The sequence below is a fragment of the Ensifer oleiphilus genome, from assembly GCF_013371465.1.
GTDB lineage: Bacteria > Pseudomonadota > Alphaproteobacteria > Rhizobiales > Rhizobiaceae > Ensifer > Ensifer oleiphilus.
Genome location: NZ_JABWDU010000001.1, coordinates 1,293,867 through 1,310,713 on the forward strand (window position 1 = coordinate 1,293,867; position 16,847 = coordinate 1,310,713).

A 16,847-nucleotide genomic window follows, 5' to 3' on the forward strand; every position below is an offset into this window, starting at 1 on the left:
GATGACGTGTCACAAACCTGTCGTATTGGAGCTGCGGAGTGAAAAACCTGATCGATCGGATCGGGGGCGTGCTTCGGCATCCGCTGACGATTTCGTTGGCATTCCTGGCGCTGCTCCTGGCCCTGCACTATTTCGACACGCGCTGGCGGTTCGTGCCGTTTCTTGTCGCCGTGACGCTGGCGATCGCCGCACTCCTGTTCCTGATTTCGCGTCGGCCGAGATTTTCGCTCTGGGCTGCCGGAACCATGGTGTTGCTCATTGCAGCGATGTCGGAGGTCAAGTTCCGCCTCAAGGGTTTTTCCCTGCACGTCTTCGATTTTGCCTTCACCGGCCTCGATCGATCGGCACTTTCCTTTCTGGTCGGCTCCTATTTCCATGTGTTGATCGCAGGGGTGGCGGTGCTGGGCGCCGCACTCGTGTTCCTGATCGTGGCATTCTGCGGCGATCGCCGGTCAGCTCGCTCGTTCGGCATGCGCGCCGGCCTGTTTTTCATGGCGGCGGCCGGGGTCGTGGCTCTCTATCCCGACATGAGGGACGAGCCCGATTATGTCCATTACATCTCCGGTTACGATGCCTCGTCCTTCTTCGTATCGGTCGGCGACCTTGAGTTTCCGCTCGGTCGCATCGTCCTTGCCGATCGGCTGGAGAACGTTGAGGCGAAAGGGAGTCTGCGCGACGACGTCAGTTGCGGTGTGGCAACCGGTAAACCTGATCTGTTTGTCGTGCTCAGCGAGAGCCAGACCAATCCCGCCTACTTCCCGCAAGTGGCCGTCCCGGAGTGGATGAGTGCGTCTTTCCAGTCGCAGGACGGTCAGGTGCACCCTTTGCAGGTCGAGACGTTCGGTGGCGGCACCTGGGTCACGAACTTTTCCGTCATGACCGGGTTGTCCGGCGCTGACTTCGGCTGGCAGAGCCCCTATGTGACGGAGATTCTTGAGGGCAGGGTCAAGGCGAGCCTGCCTAGTCTGCTTGCCCGCTGCGGCTATCGCACCGTGGCGGTCATGCCGATGCAGGCGAGTTTCGTCAACGAAGGGCCGTTCCTGACATCGATCGGGTTTCAGGAGATTGTCGACTTCGATGCGATGAAGCCAAAGTCGCATTTCGTGCGCGACAGTTTCTATTTCGATGTCGTCGAACGGATTGTCCGGGACCACCGGGAGAAGGATCGGCGTCCACTCTTCGTGGCCATTCAGACACTGTTCCCCCATGGCCCCTATGACATGGCGCTCGTGCCGAAGGACGTCTTGCCTGAAAAGGCCTTCGCCTCGGATGCCGAGGCTGACGAATATCTGCGGCGCGTGGCGCTGGCCAAGCAAGACCTCCAGGATTTTCGTCGCAAACGCCAGGAGACGCCGGGTCCGAACGGTAGCGTTGTTCTCGACTACGGCGACCACCAAGCCGCTGCCACCAGGGACTATTTGTTGGCCGGCGCAGCCAAGGGCAATATCTTTGCCGACCTCAGATCGCTCGCCTACAAGACCTACTATTCGGTCTATGCCTACGGGCGCGGCATCGATATGCGGCCCTTTGCCAAGCCGTTGGACGTCGGCTTTCTATCCGCAAGCCTGATCGAGGCTGCGGGTTTGCCGACATCGCCGACATTCGAAGCGCTGGCGCGCCTGCGCGATGCCTGCAACGGGCACTATCATACGTGTCCCGAACGCGCGCTTGTCGACCAGCATCTTCGCCAGCGCCAGGATGCGGGCCTGCTCGATCTCGATTGACGGTGCGCGCGATCAGCGGAGCGTCGAACGCTCCGCCAGCTTTTCGGCATGCAGGCCCAGCATGTACATGGCGACCGTGGCGCCGGCGATGGCGGTGATATCGGCATGGTCATAGGCGGGTGCGACTTCGACCACATCGCTGCCGACGACCGTCAGCGCACCCAGCTTGCGCAGAACCGAAAGCATCTTTGAACTGGAAGGTCCGCCGGCAACCGGCGTGCCGGTGCCGGGCGCGAAGGCCGGGTCGAGGCAATCGATGTCGAAGGTCAGATAGGCCTTGCGTTCCCCGACCTGCTGGATGATGGCGTCGGCAATATCTGTGACGCTCATTTCCTCGACGTCGTAGCCGTAGAGAATGCGGATGCCGCAGTCCTCGGGTGCATGGGTACGGATACCGACCTGTATCGACGCGTCTGTGTCGATGAGGCCGGCGCGGGCGGCGCGACCGACGAAGGAGCCATGATCGATGCGGCCGCGTTCGTCCGGCCAGGTATCCTGATGCGCGTCGAACTGGACGAGGGCGAGAGGGCCGTGGATCGCTGCATGCGCCTTGAGGATCGGATAGGTTACGAAATGGTCGCCGCCGAGCGTCTGGAGATAGGCACCGCTCTTCAGGATCTTTGCCGTTTCACGCTCGATCGTTGCCGGTGTTTTCGAGTGGTTGCCGTAATCGAGCAGGCAGTCGCCGTAGTCGATCGTCGCCATCTCGGCGAAGAGATCACGCTCGAACGGGTATTGCGGGTCGTTGTCGAAGATCGCCGATGCGCGACGGATCGCCTGCGGTCCGAAGCGGGCACCGGGACGGTTGGAGGTGGCGGCGTCAAAGGGGATACCCCAGACGACGGCATCGACGTCCTTCAGCTGCTTTGAATATTTCCGCCGCATGAAGGAGAGAATGCCGGCATGCGTCGGGTCCGATGCCGCCGATGTCAGTGAGCGCGCCGTCAACGCGTGATCGATCGTCCTGTTCGCCATATCCCGCCTCCCGTGTATCGCGAGAGGTTGGACAATCGTCGCCGGCAAGGCAAGTCCCTGCCGGCGAAATCTATTCGCACCCGTAAATCGATCTCGATTCAAGGGTAAAATTATGCAGCACGTTCATAGCATTACGGTGCGCCACGCGTCATATTCGACGCGCGGCGCCGTACTTCTGTCAGGAAGCCTTGGCTTCGTAGGTCGGCGCGAAGTCGCCAAGTGCCTTGGCCTCGTTGATGCGCGCACCGATATCTTCCTCGATGATCGCCTCGAGCTGCGCGAAGCTGTCGATGACATAATAGATCGGCTGAACGATATCGATGCGATAGGGCGTGCGCAGCACGGTCATCAGGTCGAACGGGCGGAATTCGCTTGCCGATGGTTCCATCGCCGTGCGGGTCTCGTTCGGCGAAGACACGATGCCGGCGCCATAGCAGCGCCGTCCTTGCGGTGTGTTGATCAGTCCGAACTCGACGGTGAACCAGAAAATCCGGAACATGTGCCAGGAATAACCCTTGCCGAGGGCGACAGCCTTTTCGCCGAAGCGGCGGACGAAATTGGCGTAACTCTGGTTGGTCAGAAGCGGGCAGTGGCCGAAGACCTCGTGAAAGATATCGGGCTCTTCGATGTAGTCGATATGCTCGCGCCGCCGGATGAAGGTCGCCAGCGGAAACTTGCCTTCGGACAGAAGTTCGTAGAACCGCGATGGCGGGATCAGTGCTGGCACGCCTTCGACGCCGAAGCCGGTGGTTTCCTGCAGGCGGCGGTTGACGTCCTGCAACTGCGGTACGCGGTCGGGGCCAAGGCCGAGCTTGCGTGTACCCTCCAGATATTCGTCGCAGGCCTTGTCGGCGAGCAGCTTTATCTGGCGCTGATAGAGTTCGCCCCAGATCGCGTCCTCCTCGGGCGTGTAATGATAGCTGCCGTCCGGCTCGGGCAGTTTCGCGGTGTAGCTGCTTTCTTTCGGCATGACGTCTCCTCTTCGCCAAAACACCAAGTTGTTGCAATTGTATCGCGAATGGAGCGAGTATTTGTTTCACAGTTGCCGGTGGAGGGCGCACTTGCGGGAGGAAATTTCGGAATGTCGTCGGATTTGAAGGAAACTTCCCAGCCCTTGCGTAAGCTGCTGCGGCTGATTCAGGCCGATAGCGGCCAGTCGCTGTCGGAGCTCGCGGAGCGGGCGGGCATGTCGCAAAGCTCGACCTGGCGGCGACTGCAGGAACTCGAGGCGGACGGCGTGATCCGCAAACGGGTGGCGCTGCTCGATCCGGGCAAGCTGGATCTGAAGCTGTGCATCATTGCCCATGTGACGCTGGAAGATCATCACGACGAGGCGATCGCCGCCTTCTCGGCGGTCGTGCGCGACCGGCCGGAGATCATGGAGTGCTACGCGCTGTCGGGAACCTTTGACTACATGCTGAAGATCCGGGCAAACGACGTCGACAGTTACGACGCCTTCATGACGCGCTATCTCATGCGCAATCCGCATGTGCGCACGGTGGTTTCGAGCTTCGTGCTGCGCGAGCTGAAATCGACGACCGAGCTTCCGATTTGACACAAAAAAAAGGCCGGGCGAACCCGGCCTTCCAAAATGCAGTGTCTTCCAGCGATTAACGCTTGGAGAACTGGAACGAACGACGGGCCTTGGCCTTGCCGTACTTCTTACGTTCAACGACACGGCTGTCGCGGGTCAGGAAGCCGCCCTTCTTCAGGACCGGACGCAGGCCCGGTTCGAAGTAGGTGAGTGCCTTGGAGATGCCGTGACGAACGGCACCGGCCTGGCCGGAGAGACCGCCACCGGCGACCGTCGCGTCGATGTCGAACTGGCCGTCACGGGCAGCTGCGACGATCGGCTGCTGCAGGATCATCTGCAGAACCGGACGAGCGAAGTAGTCGAGGTACGGCTTGCCGTTGATGGTGATCTTGCCCGAGCCGGGCTTGACCCATACGCGGGCAACAGCGTTCTTACGCTTGCCGGTCGCATAGGAGCGGCCCTGAGCGTCGACCTTCTTGACGTGAACCGGAGCTGCCGGTTCCGCAGTCGTGGCGATTTCCTTGAGAGCGGAAAGGTCGGCCATTAGGCGCTCCTTGTGTTCTTGCTGTTCAGCTTGGCGACGTCGAGGACGGTCGGCTGCTGTGCTTCATGCGGGTGGTTCGTGCCTGCGTATACGCGCAGGTTCTTCATCTGGCGACGGCCGAGCGGGCCGCGCGGAACCATGCGCTCAACGGCCTTCTCGAGGACGCGCTCCGGGAAGCGGCCTTCGATGATCTGGCGCGCAGTGCGCTCCTTGATGCCGCCGGGGTAGCCGGTGTGCCAGTAGTACTTCTTGTCGGTGTACTTCTTGCCTGTGAGCACGGCCTTCTCGGCGTTGATCACGATGACGTTGTCGCCATCGTCAACATGCGGCGTGAAGGTGGCTTTGTGCTTGCCGCGCAGGCGGTTCGCGATGATGGAGGCAAGGCGACCAACAACGAGGCCTTCGGCGTCGATGATGATCCACTTCTTCTCCACCTCTGCAGGCTTCTGAACGAAGGTTCCCATAACAAAACTCTTTCTTTGGACCCGAACGGCGAACCGCTGGGCGTTTCTTGTTGCTTGGTTTTGACCGTAGTTCGGCCAAAAGAAGAAAGCGGCCCGAGAGGGACCGCGATCTGAGGGTGCTTATACGCAGGCGCTAAACCGGCGTCAATAATGTCGATTTCGCAAGCTTGAAATAAAGATAAGCAAAAACAATGTGTTGTGCATGTGGTATATTGATACCTCAAATTAACGCGGTGGAATCGAATAGGTCGCCGTCGCATGGGCCACGAGATCGTCGCTGTCGACCATGGCGATCGAGGCGTCGAGAACAGCCAATCTCTTACCAAGCTTGAGAATGCGGCAGGTGCATTCGAGCGGCTGCGGCTCCGGCTTGCGCAGGAAATTGATGTTGAGACTGGTGGTTACGGCCAGCGCCACCGGGCCGATATGGGCAATCAGCGCGATGTAGGCGGACACGTCGGCAAGCGCGAAAAGCGTCGGGCCGGAAACGGTGCCGCCCGGCCGGATATGACGTTCATTCGGATCGAGCCGCATCGTCGCAAACCCGGGGCCCGCGTCAGTGACATGGAAGACCTTACCGTCCGTGTGGACCTGCGGGAAGTCCGTGTCCAGAAATCGGTTCAGCTCTTCGACTGTCATGATGGGCTGGATCGTCATCGTCAGGTTTCCTTTGTGCAAGCTTTTCCGCCAAGTGAAGCCGGTATGTGCGTTTGCGCAAGGCGGAAAAAGGTCTTAGGCGCTTCTGATATCGCCGACTTGAAAGCGCGCAGGCAGCGGCGTACCACGTACCCATCGATTGAATGAGATAGGACAGCAGGAGAAAAACATGGCGGACGTTGTTTCATTTCGGAAAGAAGAGCCGAGTGGATTGCTGCTGCGTGAGGTCTCGGGGCCGGTTCTCCGGTTGACGCTCAACAACCCACCCGCCAATGTGCTTTCGATCGAGCTGATGGAGGCTTTGCACACGGCGCTGGACGCCGTTGCCCATTCCAAGGAAATCCGGGTGGTCGTGCTCTCGGCATCCGGCAAACTGTTTTCGGCGGGGCATGACCTCAAGGAAATGACGGCGCATCGGGCAGATGCCGACGGCGGCAGGGCGTTTTTCGAAACGACCATCCGCCTTGCCGCAGACCTGATGATGAAGATCACGCGGCTGCCCCAGGCGGTCATCGCCGAGATCGATGGTCTGGCGACGGCGGCCGGTTGCCAGCTTGTGGCGAGCTGCGATCTGGCGATCTGCACCGACAGTTCCACCTTCTGCACGCCCGGCGTCAATATCGGCCTGTTCTGCTCGACGCCGATGGTGGCGCTGTCGCGTGCATCTCACCGCAAACAGGCCATGGAGATGCTTTTGACCGGCGAGACGATCGACGCATCGACCGCCAAGGATTTCGGCCTCGTCAACCGCATCGTGCCGCAACAGTATCTGCGCCAGGTCGTCGACAAATACGCGGCCGTCATCGCCTCGAAATCCCCGCAGGCGTTGAAGATCGGCAAGGAGGCTTTCTATCGCCAGGCGCAAATGAGCCTTCCCGAGGCCTACGATTACGCCGTCGGCGTCATGGTCGAAAACATGCTGGCCGGAGACGCCGAAAACGGCATCGGCGCCTTTCTCGACAAGCGCATGCCGGAGTGGGATAGGAAATAGCGGTCAGGCCAGTTTCAAAAGAAGAGCGCCGAGCGCGATGACGCAAGCCGCCGCGATGCGCCAGACGCTGACGCGTTCCTTCAGAAACACCACCGAGATGACGACGGCGAACAGGATCGAGGTTTCGCGCAGGGCGGCGACGGAAGCGACCGGCGCCTTCGTCATCGCCCACAATGCCAGACCGTAGGCACCAATGGAGCCGGCGCCGCCGATGAGGCCGCGCCACCAGTTCTTGTAGACGTGGCGGGCGACCGGTTTGACGCCCCGCCGGGCAAAGGCCCAAGTAAAGAGCAAGACCGGAGGAAGCAGCGCCATCCACAGCGTGTAGGAGATGGCGTTGCCCGAAACGCGGGCGCCGATCCCATCGACAAAGGTATAGCATGCGATCACGCAGGCATTGAGCAGTGCAAATACTATCGCGTGTTTGCCGCCCTTTCGCGATTCGAATGCGAGCGTCAGAACGCCGACGCTGATCGTCAGAACGCCCGCCATGGCGCCGGTCGTCAGTTGCTCACCGATGATGAGGCTGCTGGTGGAGGCGACGATCAACGGAGCAACGCCGCGCATCAGCGGATAGACGAGACCGATATCGCCGGCACGATAGGAGGCAGCGACCAGTTGGAAATAAGCAAACTGGAAAAGTGCCGAAACCAGGATGTACGGCCATGCTTCCGGCTGCGGCAAGGGTAGGAACGGCAGGAAGGGCATGGCGACGACGGCCGCGCCGAGCGCGATCATGGCCGCATCGAGCGATTTTTCCGAGCCCGCCTTGACCAGGGCATTCCAGGTCGCGTGCAACAACGCCCCGAAAAGGACGAGCGCAATGACATCAAGGGGCAAGATGAAACCTCGGACGATGGTGCAGGCCGTTGCCAGCCTTGTCGCGCCACTGTACGGGAAAAGCAACCGGAAACTGGCAGGAGTGTTGCACGGGCAGCGTCGCCGCCGTAATCGGGTGTTCGATTGACACGCGCCGCCACCGTGCAAACGATAGACGCTTTTAATAGATGAGTTCGGATCGCACCATGAACCATGACGCCTACCCGGATTACTACCTTGCCGATATCCTGCGTTCGACGAAGACGATCGCCCTCGTTGGCGCATCGCCGAATGCAGAGAGGCCGAGCCATCGGGTCATGGCTTTCCTTCTGCGCAAAGGCTATCGCGTCATCCCCATCAATCCGGGCCACGTTGGCAAGACGATCCTCGACCAGCCTGTCGTCGGCCGACTTGCCGACGTCAAGGAGCCGATCGACATGGTCGACGTCTTCCGCGCCGCCGACGCCCTGCCGGCGCTCGTCGATGAGATCCGGGCGCTCGAGACCTTGCCGAAGGTGATCTGGGGGCAGCTGTCGGTGAGGAATGACGCTGCCGCCGCCAATGCGGAGGCCGCCGGCATCAAGGTGGTCATGGATCGTTGTCCGGCAATGGAATACCCGCGCCTGATCGGTTGACGCGGTATCGGCTGCAGCGATGTTTCGCTCAACCGTCAGTTTTGAAAAAATCTTTCTTTGACCATGCGTGGCAGCTCTGGGATAGTGCCGCCGCTCCAGCGCATGAAGCCGCAATCGAAGTCGATCTTCGACGCGCACGATGCCTGGAATCAAACAGATAGGGTGCCTTTGGGCGTCTCCACGGGAGGTGCGGCATCCTGGTCATGGGAGGGATGAATGACGAAAGACAATCCTGGTTTCAGCACGCTCGCAATCCACGCCGGAGCGCAACCAGATCCGACGACGGGCGCCCGGGCGACGCCGATCTACCAGACGACCAGCTTCGTCTTCAACGACACCGACCATGCGGCGGCCCTGTTCGGCCTGCAGCAGTTCGGCAATATCTACACCCGCATCATGAATCCGACGCAGGCGGTCCTCGAAGAGCGCCTGGCGGCGCTTGAAGGCGGTACCGCGGCACTGGCGGTCGCGTCCGGCCATGCCGCCCAGCTTCTCGTCTTTCACACGATCATGAGCCCAGGCGACAACTTCGTCGCCGCCAACCGGCTTTACGGCGGTTCGGTCAATCAGTTCGGCCATGCCTTCAAGTCCTTCGACTGGCAGGTGCGCTGGGCCGATCCGAACGACCCTTCTAGCTTCGAGGCCAAAATCGATGCCCGCACCAAGGCGATCTTCATCGAAAGTCTCGCCAACCCGGGCGGCACCTTCGTCGATATCGCCGCGATTGCCGAGGTAGCGCACAAGCATGGGCTACCGCTGATCGTCGACAACACGATGGCGACACCTTACCTCTTGCGCCCGCTGGAGCACGGTGCCGATATCGTCGTGCATTCGCTGACCAAGTTTATCGGCGGCCACGGCAATTCGATGGGCGGCGTCATCGTCGACGGCGGCACGTTCGACTGGTCGAAGTCCGGCAAATATCCGATGCTGTCGGAGCCGCGTCCGGAATATGCCGGTGTCGTGCTGCACCAGGTGTTCGGCAATTTCGCCTTTGCGATTGCCGCCCGTGTCCTCGGTCTTCGCGATTTCGGCCCAGCGATTTCGCCGTTCAACGCCTTCATGATCCTGACCGGCGTCGAGACGCTGCCGCTGCGCATGCAGCGCCATTGCGACAATGCGCTGGCCGTTGCGAAATGGCTGAAGGGCCACGACAAGGTGTCCTGGGTCAACTATGCCGGCCTTGAGGACGATCCGAACAATGCGTTGCAGAAGCGCTATGCTCCCAAGGGCGCCGGTGCGGTCTTCACCTTCGGCCTCAAGGACGGCTACGAGGCAGGAAAGCGCTTCGTCGAAGGGCTTGAGATGTTCTCGCACCTCGCCAATATCGGCGACACCCGGTCGCTGGTCATCCATCCGGCCTCGACCACCCACCGCCAGCTGACGCCGGAACAGCAGGTGGCAGCGGGTGCCGGCCCCGACGTCGTGCGTCTGTCTGTTGGTATCGAGGATGTTTCCGACATCATCGCCGATCTCGAACAGTCGCTCGGAAAGATCTGAGAGTGACATGAAAATGGGGGACGGATTGCACCGTCCCCTTATGGAGTTGATGCCTGATGGTGAAGATGAAAAGATTCGACCTGGCGACGGTCGAGCCCGAAGTCGGAGAGCCCGCTGCGGACCGCCTGATCAGCGGTACGCCCCGGTTTCGGACCTGGAGCGTCGAAGAGGCCGATGGCGGACTTTATTCAGGCGTCTGGGAATCGACGCCCGGCAAATGGCGGATCGTCTATGACGAATGGGAATATTTCCACATCCTGTCAGGCTACTCGGTCGTGACCGAGGACGGCGGTGAGGCCGCGCATCTGCGCGCCGGCGACAGCATGATCCTCCGGCCCGGTTTCAAGGGCACCTGGGAGGTCGTAGAAACCACCCGCAAGGATTACGTCATCCGGCTCTGATCAGCCTGTTATTTGCCTGCACCCGGCTCGGTGCCGTCAGATGCTCGGGTGAAGGCTTCGGCGAACGACGTTTCCGAGATCCCGTTCAGCGCTCGGCGCAGCGCTTCGGCTTCCTGTTTGCCGAGGGCATTTTCGAAGCGCGCCTGCGCCTTGCGCCAAAGGTCTGTCGTCTCCTGCTGCTTCTTCAGCCCGAACGGCGTCAGCTGAACGCGCTTCACCCGCCTGTCCGACGCGTCCGGCACAAGCTCGACGTAACCATCGCGGATCAGCGGTTTCAGCGTGTGGCCAAGTGCCGATAGATCCATCACCAACAGATCCGCGAGTGTGCGCAGCGAGGCATTCTTGCTGTGGGCGATCTGGCTCAGCAGCGAATATTGCGTACCGCGCAATCCGCTCGGCGAGAGCACATCCTCATAGAGCTGCCCCAGTTGGCGTGAGGCGCGCTTCAATGCGCTGTTGGTGCAGAAGTCCCAGACCTTCGGCGTGTCGTCCATCGTTTTCTCCGTCGCGGCCGTGGCGCCCGCTTTCGACTTTGGTAGCGCCACTCTTGCGCAGCGTCCAGTTTGCTGTATATTTAGTGGCATATACCACTAAATTGAATTCGAAACAAGGAAACCGGCAATGAGTGCAGTGGAGAAAATGGGTAAGGCGCTGGTGACGGGCGCTTCTTCGGGCATCGGCGCGACCTATGCGGACCGGTTGGCACGGCGCGGCCACGACCTGGTTCTGGTGGCGCGCGACGAAAAGCGTCTTTCCGATCTCGCCGCAAAATTGAAGGCGCAATACGGCGTGACGGTCGACGTGCTGAAGGCGGACCTGACGCAACGGGATGACGTTAGGGCAGTCGAGAGGCGGCTGCGCGACGACGCGGCAATCGAACTTCTCGTCAACAATGCCGGGATCGGTCCCAAGGGACCTCTGCTTGCCGACGATATCGATTACCTGGAAACGATGATCGAGCTGAACGTCGTCGCCGTGAACCGGTTGGCGATTGCCGCCGCCCAGACGTTCGCGGAACGCGGCAAAGGAGCGATCATCAATATCGCCTCCGTCGTGGCGCTCGTGCCCGAGCGGTTCAACGGAACATACAATGCGAGCAAGGCTTTTGTGCTGAACCTGACACAGTCGATCAACGCGGAAGCATCCGTCAGGGGCGTCAAGGTTCAGGCGGTGCTGCCCGGTCTGACCCGCACCGAGATCTTCGATCGCGCGGGCGGCTCGATCGACCGGCTCGATCCGTCGATGGTGATGGACGTCACCGATCTCGTCGATGCGGCGCTTGCCGGTTTCGATCGGGGAGAGCTGATCACAATTCCATCGCTGCCCGACGCTGACGATTGGGACGCATTCACCAAGGCGCGCCTGGTCCTGGCGCCCAATCTTTCGCATAACAGGCCGGCGACCCGCTACGGTATCGAGCGGGCGGAGGCTGTTTGACGCTCGGCCGGGCTCGCGCTCCAAGCCGTTTGTCTTTCGCGAGCGGCGCGGCGCGAGCCGTCACCAGACGAGGTCCAGTCGTTCCAGTCCATGGAAATGGAAACTGTCCCGGACCTCCGGTTCATGCTTCAGCCGCATCCCAGGCAACCGCTGAAACAGGATCGGCAGCGACAGGTTGAGTTCGAGGCGGGCGAGCGGCGCCCCGATGCAAAAATGCAGGCCCGCGCCGAAAGAGACGTTGGCGCCCTCATTGCGCATGGGCTTGAAGTGGAGCGGGTCACTGAATTTTCGGGGATCGACATTGGCAGCACCAAGCATCAAACCGATCTTGTCGCCCTTGCGTAGCGAAATCCCGTCGTCGAGATCGAGATCCGATAGCGCGAAGCGCTGGAAGATATGCAGCGGTGCGGCAAATCTCAGGCATTCCTCCACCGCAAGCGCGGTCGTCGCCTCGGTTGCGAACAGATCTTCGGGCGCGTGGTCCGACTGCAGGATCGTTCTGACCGCGTTGCCGATCTGATGCACGGTCGCCTCGTGACCGGCGTTGAGAAGCAGCGCCGCCGTCGAGACCAGTTCCGCCTCTGATAGTCGCTCGCCGTCCTTCTCCGAGGTGATCATATGCGTCAGGAGATCGTCGGCCGGCGCGCGACGCTTCTCGGCGATGATGGTCCTGAGGTAATCGGCAAAATCGGCGGATGCCTGGTTGGCATCGTGTTCGGTTTCGGGGCTCGGATTGAAAACGTACATGCGCACCATGCGATGCGACCAGTCGAGAAGATTTGGTGTGGCCTCCACGGGGATGCCGAGCATGCGGGCGATGATGGTGACCGGGATTGTTTCAGCGTAGGTTTTCAGCAACTCGACTTCGCCGTCACGCTCGAAGCCGTCGATTATCACGTGCGACAGCCGTTGGATATCCGGCCGTAGCTGCTCGATCTGCCGGGAGACGAAGGCGCGGTTGACGAGCGTGCGCAGCCGGGTGTGGGCGGGCGGTTCCAGTTCCAGCAGCGAATGCTCCTCGAGTGCGTCGAAATCCCTCAAATGTGCTTTGGGTGACGGTATGCCCAATTCTTCGCGTGTGGCCACGTGCAGGATCTGCCGTCCAAAACGCCGGTCGCGCAGCAACGCGTTCACCTGGTCGTAGCCCGCGAAATACCATTGTTCCCGCTCATTCCAGTAAAATGCCGGACAATGCGCATGGATCTCGGCATAGGCCGACGATGGCGAACGATAGAAATCCGGATGGTGTACGTCGATCGAAACGCGCCGCTTGGCGCGGTCAATGCTGATGGCGGGCTTGGGTAGCATGGCGCTGGCTCTTTGCAAGGCGGGGACGGCGACCATTTGTAAGGGCGGCGTGGTTCCGCCTGCAAGAGCAAAAGTTGTATCGGATTGGCGACCAACGACGCTGCCAGGCGGTCGTCGCAGTCTGCCTTCGACTTGCGGTATCGCTGCGTTGACAAAATGGCTGACTGCGGGTCAAACTTATGTCGCTGCGTAGGGCGCATCGGTGCAAGGTCGAAAGGGCAACGCGCACCTACTGTCGATAGACCCTCGTTGCGCCCATGCCGAACCTCGAAAACCTCAAGAAGCAGGCCAAACAGTATCTGAGATGGCATCGCGACGGATATTTTCCGGTTGCGGCCGAGATCAGGGCTGCTTTGCCGCGCTTTCGCGATCTGGATGACCGGGAGATCTTGAAGGCGAACTTCAAGCTCGCCGACGCCCAGGAACTTGTCGCGCGCCAGATGGGTTTTGACGGCTGGCAGGCGCTCAAATCAGGAGCCCTGACAATGACCACGCAAGTGAAACAACAAGCACCGCGCCCTGTTCTGCGATCGACCTCGGCACAATTGTTTGTCGCCGACATCAAGGCGTCTTGCGACTTTTTCACGGACAAGCTCGGCTTTGCCGTCGACTTCGTCTATGGCGACCCGCCCTTTTATGGTCAGGTGAAGCGCGACAATGCGTTGCTCGCCTTGCGACTGGTCTGCGAGCCCGTCTTCGTCGGCGACGTCAGGGAGCGCGGGCATCTGCTTTCCGCGTCGCTGACCGTTGCCACGTCGCACGAAATCAAGCGCCTGTTCCTCGACTATCAAGCGGCCGGGGTGCGCTTTCATCACGTCTTGCGGACGGAGCCGTGGGGCGCGCGAACCTTCATCGTCCTTGATCCCGACGGCAACCTGATCCTGTTTTCTGGCCCTGTGGATTGACGGATCGCATTTGCGCGACGGCTTGCGGCAATCGCGCACCTTCGCCTTCCAGCCCTAAGAACAAGGCGGATATCGTTCTACGGCTGGAGCTTGGGGCAGCAATAAGGGCTGAGTTTTCGAGTTGTCATGTGCACGTCATGCTGTTCGAAAAGCACTGTTATTGCCCTTCGGTGCGGAACAAGTTTTCGTCTGAAACCTTTTTCAGTGGCGTCTGGCGACCTATTTGCGCATGATGCGGCAGCAAGCAGGGAGCGGCATGGCAAAAAACCAGACCAGTCTATCGGCGGGCATCGTAGCGGCAATCCGCAAGCGGCGACCCACTGTCGTCAGCCGTGAGGCGGCGGTCAGCCGCGGTGATATCGTCATCGCTTCCTATAACATCCACAAATGCGTCGGCACCGACGGCCGCTTTGACCCGGGGCGTACAGCCCAGGTCATCAGCGAGCTCGGCGCCGATATCGTCGCCCTTCAGGAGGCTGACCAGCGCTTCGGTGAGCGTGCCGGGCTCCTCGACCTCGAGCATCTGCGACGCGAGGCGCATCTGGTGTCCGTCCCGATCTCCGGCTTTTCCACAAAAGGGCATGGCTGGCACGGCAACGTGCTGCTTCTGCGTGAAGGTGCGGTTTCCGATGTCCAGCAACTGAAGCTGCCCGGCGTCGAGCCGCGCGGAGCGCTTGTGGTCGATCTGGACCTCAAGATGGGGCCTTTGCGCGTGATTGCGGCCCATCTCGGCTTGTTGCGGCACTCCCGCGCCCAGCAGGCCGAGGCGATCATCGAGGCTGCATCCGATGCGGGCGGGCGACCGACCCTGTTGATCGGTGATCTCAACGAGTGGCGCATGGGCAAACGCTCGTCGCTATCATTCCTCAGCCCCGTCTTTGACCCATCACATGCAACGGTCGCGAGCTTTCCTTCCCGTTTTCCGCTGTTGCCGCTCGATCGCGTTCTCGGTAATCCCCATAGCCTGGTGACATCGGTCGCCGTGCACGATTCTCCACTGGCCCGCGTCGCTTCCGATCATTTGCCGGTCAAGGCATCGATCGATCTGAAGGTCGGCAAGCGGGAAGACCATAACAACGAACGGATAGAAGTGAGCCGGGCCGGATCGGTCTGAGACACTTTCTGGCGGGCAGGTGATGTTGTCCTTTGTCATTGTTGCCGTTGTCGCCATCGGCGGCGCGTCCGGCGCAGCGATCCTCTATGTCTATGGCCGCTTCGGTCGGCGTCCGCACGGGGACCCGTCTTCAACGCTTCCGGTTGCCGACGCCGAGACCGAACTGGACCGAGCCATCTTCCCGTTGCTTGGTGCCCATGCCGGAAAGAATGGCATATCGCTCGTCTCAGACAACATCGAAGCCTTCGTCGTCAGGGCGCATGCAGCGCGAAGGGCCGGACGAAGCCTCGATTTGCAATACTACTATTGGAAGGACGACCTGACCGGTCTCCTGCTCACACGGGAAATCCTGGCGGCAGCGGATCGCGGCGTCCACGTCCGCTTGCTGCTCGACGATATCAATGCCGGCATCCACGACCGGATGTGCATCGCGCTCGATGCCCATGCGAACATTGAAGTGAGGCTCTTCAATCCCAGCCGTGCCCGCACCGACCGCATCCGCCGCGGTTTCGAGATGGCCATCCGCGCCTTCAGCGCCACGCGCCGGATGCACAACAAGCTGTGGGTTGCCGATGCGCGTGTGGCGATCGCCGGCGGCCGCAATATTGGTGACGCCTATTTCGATGCGGCAGAACTTTCGAACTTTCGTGACCTCGATGTCTGGATGATCGGGCCGGTGGTCGAGCAGGCATCGGCAATGTTCGATCGCTATTGGAACAGTACATCCGTGTTGCCGATCGGCAAGTTGCGCACCCCGCGCAAACAATACCTGCCTGCCCTTAGGGACGCGCTCGAGACGCATGCGCGAACACCCGCCGCTCGTTTCTACCTGGAGCGCGTGGCCGATGTGATGGGGGGCGAGGCGTCCTTTAGCGGATCGAAGACGCTGCATTGGATCGACGATGTCCGTCTCGAGGCGGATCCGCCCGAAAAGGCCCTGATGCAGAAGCGGCAGAACTGGCTGCTGCGCGAACTCTTCCCCCTGATCCAGGCGGCAAAGAGGGATCTGCGCATCATCTCGCCCTACTTTATTCCCGGCACCGCCGGGACACGCGAACTGACAGCTCTGGTGAAGAATGGCGCGCGGGTCGCTGTGCTGACCAACTCGCTGGCCGCCACCGACGTGGCCGCCGTTCACGGCGGCTATGTGAAATATCGCCGAAGCCTCGTTCGTGCCGGCATCGAGCTCTTCGAACTGAAAGAGCAGGGCGATACCGTCGAAAGCCACCGGATGTCCCTGTTCGGCCGGCGCAACGCCAGCCTTCACAGCAAGGCCTTTGTCGTCGATGGTCTCAACGGTTTCGTCGGTTCGATGAATTTCGACCCGCGGTCGGCATCGCTGAATACCGAAATGGGCGTGGTGTTTACGGATGCCGCGCTTGCGGGTGAACTCGTCAAGATGTTCGAGGAGGAGACGGCGCCTTCCGTCAGTTACAGGCTCGGCCTCGAAGGCGCGCGGCTTGTCTGGCGCGACCGGTCCAACGGGACGGAGCGATTGTTGCGGGGCGAGCCGGATGCCAGTCTGCTGCGGCGCTTCATCGCCGGGCTCATTCGCATCCTGCCGATCGAATCTCAGCTCTGACGTCCCTGCCGGCGCGCACGGGTTTACCGTTCGTTTACCGCGCGGCGGCGAATGCTGTGCGCAAAGCGCAAAAGCTAAGGCGTCGGCGAAGGCGGTGGCGAAAAAATGTTCTATCAGCAATCACGTGTGGAGGACTGCTGTTCTTAGGCTGGAAGGGCGCCGCCGATTAAGGTTATCGGACGTTCGCGACTTGAAGTGAAGGGTGTTGACACTCTATGTAGGAGCAGAAGGCCAATCCTGTGATTCCCGGCTCGCAA

At 60.9% G+C, this 16,847-nt stretch carries 18 protein-coding genes; 10 read left to right on the plus strand and 8 right to left on the minus strand.

The window, feature by feature from the left end; genetic code table 11:
- Positions 1 to 38 precede the first annotated feature (38 nt).
- Positions 39 to 1,724 (plus strand): sulfatase-like hydrolase/transferase, encoded by a 1,686-nt coding sequence (locus tag HT585_RS06220; protein ID WP_176352061.1) that lies wholly within the window; start codon positions 39 to 41, stop codon positions 1,722 to 1,724.
- A 12-nt stretch (positions 1,725 to 1,736) separates the two neighbouring features.
- Here the strand turns inward: HT585_RS06220 and speB are convergent, their stop codons facing one another.
- Entirely contained in the window at positions 1,737 to 2,699 is a 963-nt protein-coding gene (speB, locus tag HT585_RS06225) for an agmatinase (RefSeq protein WP_176352062.1), read from the minus strand.
- Between the two features lie 178 nt (positions 2,700 to 2,877).
- Positions 2,878 to 3,669 carry a phenylalanine 4-monooxygenase gene (locus HT585_RS06230; protein WP_176352063.1) on the minus strand — a complete coding sequence of 264 codons (792 nt, stop codon included), beginning with the start codon at positions 3,667 to 3,669 and terminating at the stop codon, positions 2,878 to 2,880.
- A gap of 111 nt (positions 3,670 to 3,780) precedes the next feature.
- On the opposite strand from HT585_RS06230, the gene HT585_RS06235 reads away from it, so the two are divergent.
- Positions 3,781 to 4,254, plus strand: a complete 474-nt coding sequence (locus tag HT585_RS06235; protein WP_173419654.1) for an Lrp/AsnC family transcriptional regulator — start codon at positions 3,781 to 3,783, stop codon at positions 4,252 to 4,254.
- Positions 4,255 to 4,309: 55 nt separating this feature from the next.
- Here the strand turns inward: HT585_RS06235 and rpsI are convergent, their stop codons facing one another.
- From rpsI to HT585_RS06250, 3 genes are all read right to left on the minus strand, one after another.
- Positions 4,310 to 4,777, minus strand: a complete 468-nt coding sequence (rpsI, locus tag HT585_RS06240; protein ID WP_053247012.1) for a 30S ribosomal protein S9 — start codon at positions 4,775 to 4,777, stop codon at positions 4,310 to 4,312.
- A complete protein-coding gene (rplM, locus tag HT585_RS06245) occupies positions 4,777 to 5,241 on the minus strand; it encodes a 50S ribosomal protein L13 (RefSeq protein WP_077498513.1) in 465 nt (154 codons plus the stop codon). The genes rpsI and rplM overlap by 1 nt, the downstream gene beginning before the upstream one ends.
- A gap of 225 nt (positions 5,242 to 5,466) precedes the next feature.
- A complete protein-coding gene (locus HT585_RS06250) occupies positions 5,467 to 5,898 on the minus strand; it encodes a PaaI family thioesterase (protein WP_176352064.1) in 432 nt (143 codons plus the stop codon).
- Between the two features lie 169 nt (positions 5,899 to 6,067).
- On the opposite strand from HT585_RS06250, the gene HT585_RS06255 reads away from it, so the two are divergent.
- Positions 6,068 to 6,889 carry an enoyl-CoA hydratase gene (locus HT585_RS06255; protein WP_176352065.1) on the plus strand — a complete coding sequence of 274 codons (822 nt, stop codon included), beginning with the start codon at positions 6,068 to 6,070 and terminating at the stop codon, positions 6,887 to 6,889.
- Positions 6,890 to 6,892: 3 nt separating this feature from the next.
- On the opposite strand, the gene HT585_RS06260 is transcribed toward HT585_RS06255, so the two are convergent.
- Positions 6,893 to 7,729, minus strand: a complete 837-nt coding sequence (locus tag HT585_RS06260) for a DMT family transporter (protein ID WP_176352066.1) — start codon at positions 7,727 to 7,729, stop codon at positions 6,893 to 6,895.
- Positions 7,730 to 7,914: 185 nt separating this feature from the next.
- Between HT585_RS06260 and HT585_RS06265 the strand changes: the two genes are divergently transcribed.
- From HT585_RS06265 to HT585_RS06275, 3 genes are all read left to right on the plus strand, one after another.
- On the plus strand, positions 7,915 to 8,343 hold the full coding sequence (locus HT585_RS06265) for a CoA-binding protein (RefSeq protein ID WP_176352067.1): 429 nt from the start codon (positions 7,915 to 7,917) through the stop codon (positions 8,341 to 8,343).
- A gap of 216 nt (positions 8,344 to 8,559) precedes the next feature.
- The gene (locus tag HT585_RS06270; RefSeq protein ID WP_176352068.1) at positions 8,560 to 9,843 is read left to right on the plus strand and encodes an O-acetylhomoserine aminocarboxypropyltransferase; all 1,284 of its coding nucleotides are present in this window, start codon (positions 8,560 to 8,562) and stop codon (positions 9,841 to 9,843) included.
- A 65-nt stretch (positions 9,844 to 9,908) separates the two neighbouring features.
- Positions 9,909 to 10,244, plus strand: coding sequence for a cupin domain-containing protein (locus HT585_RS06275; RefSeq protein ID WP_425513718.1), 336 nt, complete (start codon positions 9,909 to 9,911; stop codon positions 10,242 to 10,244).
- Between the two features lie 8 nt (positions 10,245 to 10,252).
- On the opposite strand, the gene HT585_RS06280 is transcribed toward HT585_RS06275, so the two are convergent.
- Positions 10,253 to 10,738, minus strand: coding sequence for a MarR family winged helix-turn-helix transcriptional regulator (locus tag HT585_RS06280; RefSeq protein WP_176352070.1), 486 nt, complete (start codon positions 10,736 to 10,738; stop codon positions 10,253 to 10,255).
- A 127-nt stretch (positions 10,739 to 10,865) separates the two neighbouring features.
- Here HT585_RS06280 and HT585_RS06285 point away from each other — a divergent pair, with 127 nt between their 5' ends.
- Positions 10,866 to 11,681: an SDR family NAD(P)-dependent oxidoreductase gene (locus HT585_RS06285; protein ID WP_176352071.1), complete on the plus strand. Its 816-nt coding sequence runs from the start codon at positions 10,866 to 10,868 to the stop codon at positions 11,679 to 11,681.
- Positions 11,682 to 11,741: 60 nt separating this feature from the next.
- On the opposite strand, the gene HT585_RS06290 is transcribed toward HT585_RS06285, so the two are convergent.
- Positions 11,742 to 12,989, minus strand: coding sequence for a cytochrome P450 (locus tag HT585_RS06290; RefSeq protein ID WP_176352072.1), 1,248 nt, complete (start codon positions 12,987 to 12,989; stop codon positions 11,742 to 11,744).
- Between the two features lie 257 nt (positions 12,990 to 13,246).
- On the opposite strand from HT585_RS06290, the gene HT585_RS06295 reads away from it, so the two are divergent.
- The 3 genes from HT585_RS06295 (at position 13,247) to HT585_RS06305 (ending at position 16,590) form a co-directional block, all read left to right on the plus strand.
- Complete coding sequence (locus tag HT585_RS06295) at positions 13,247 to 13,894, plus strand: VOC family protein (RefSeq protein ID WP_176352073.1); 648 nt, start codon at positions 13,247 to 13,249, stop codon at positions 13,892 to 13,894.
- Positions 13,895 to 14,150: 256 nt separating this feature from the next.
- Positions 14,151 to 15,008 (plus strand): endonuclease/exonuclease/phosphatase family protein, encoded by an 858-nt coding sequence (locus HT585_RS06300; protein ID WP_115421323.1) that lies wholly within the window; start codon positions 14,151 to 14,153, stop codon positions 15,006 to 15,008.
- Between the two features lie 22 nt (positions 15,009 to 15,030).
- Complete coding sequence (locus HT585_RS06305) at positions 15,031 to 16,590, plus strand: phospholipase D family protein (protein WP_176352074.1); 1,560 nt, start codon at positions 15,031 to 15,033, stop codon at positions 16,588 to 16,590.
- Positions 16,591 to 16,847 lie beyond the last annotated feature (257 nt).

What these genes read in the sequence shown, in the direction of transcription:
- HT585_RS06250 (WP_176352064.1), bottom strand. Translation starts at nt 5,898, where the DNA reads ATGACGATCCAGCCCATCATGACAGTCGAAGAGCTGAACCGATTTCTG.
- HT585_RS06285 (WP_176352071.1), top strand. Translation starts at nt 10,866, where the DNA reads ATGAGTGCAGTGGAGAAAATGGGTAAGGCGCTGGTGACGGGCGCTTCT.
- HT585_RS06270 (WP_176352068.1), top strand. Translation starts at nt 8,560, where the DNA reads ATGACGAAAGACAATCCTGGTTTCAGCACGCTCGCAATCCACGCCGGA.
- HT585_RS06265 (WP_176352067.1), top strand. Translation starts at nt 7,915, where the DNA reads ATGAACCATGACGCCTACCCGGATTACTACCTTGCCGATATCCTGCGT.
- rplM (WP_077498513.1), bottom strand. Translation starts at nt 5,241, where the DNA reads ATGGGAACCTTCGTTCAGAAGCCTGCAGAGGTGGAGAAGAAGTGGATC.
- HT585_RS06300 (WP_115421323.1), top strand. Translation starts at nt 14,151, where the DNA reads ATGGCAAAAAACCAGACCAGTCTATCGGCGGGCATCGTAGCGGCAATC.
- HT585_RS06295 (WP_176352073.1), top strand. Translation starts at nt 13,247, where the DNA reads ATGCCGAACCTCGAAAACCTCAAGAAGCAGGCCAAACAGTATCTGAGA.
- HT585_RS06305 (WP_176352074.1), top strand. Translation starts at nt 15,031, where the DNA reads ATGTTGTCCTTTGTCATTGTTGCCGTTGTCGCCATCGGCGGCGCGTCC.
- HT585_RS06230 (WP_176352063.1), bottom strand. Translation starts at nt 3,669, where the DNA reads ATGCCGAAAGAAAGCAGCTACACCGCGAAACTGCCCGAGCCGGACGGC.
- HT585_RS06290 (WP_176352072.1), bottom strand. Translation starts at nt 12,989, where the DNA reads ATGCTACCCAAGCCCGCCATCAGCATTGACCGCGCCAAGCGGCGCGTT.
- HT585_RS06280 (WP_176352070.1), bottom strand. Translation starts at nt 10,738, where the DNA reads ATGGACGACACGCCGAAGGTCTGGGACTTCTGCACCAACAGCGCATTG.
- HT585_RS06255 (WP_176352065.1), top strand. Translation starts at nt 6,068, where the DNA reads ATGGCGGACGTTGTTTCATTTCGGAAAGAAGAGCCGAGTGGATTGCTG.
- HT585_RS06235 (WP_173419654.1), top strand. Translation starts at nt 3,781, where the DNA reads ATGTCGTCGGATTTGAAGGAAACTTCCCAGCCCTTGCGTAAGCTGCTG.
- HT585_RS06275 (WP_425513718.1), top strand. Translation starts at nt 9,909, where the DNA reads ATGAAAAGATTCGACCTGGCGACGGTCGAGCCCGAAGTCGGAGAGCCC.
- rpsI (WP_053247012.1), bottom strand. Translation starts at nt 4,777, where the DNA reads ATGGCCGACCTTTCCGCTCTCAAGGAAATCGCCACGACTGCGGAACCG.
- speB (WP_176352062.1), bottom strand. Translation starts at nt 2,699, where the DNA reads ATGGCGAACAGGACGATCGATCACGCGTTGACGGCGCGCTCACTGACA.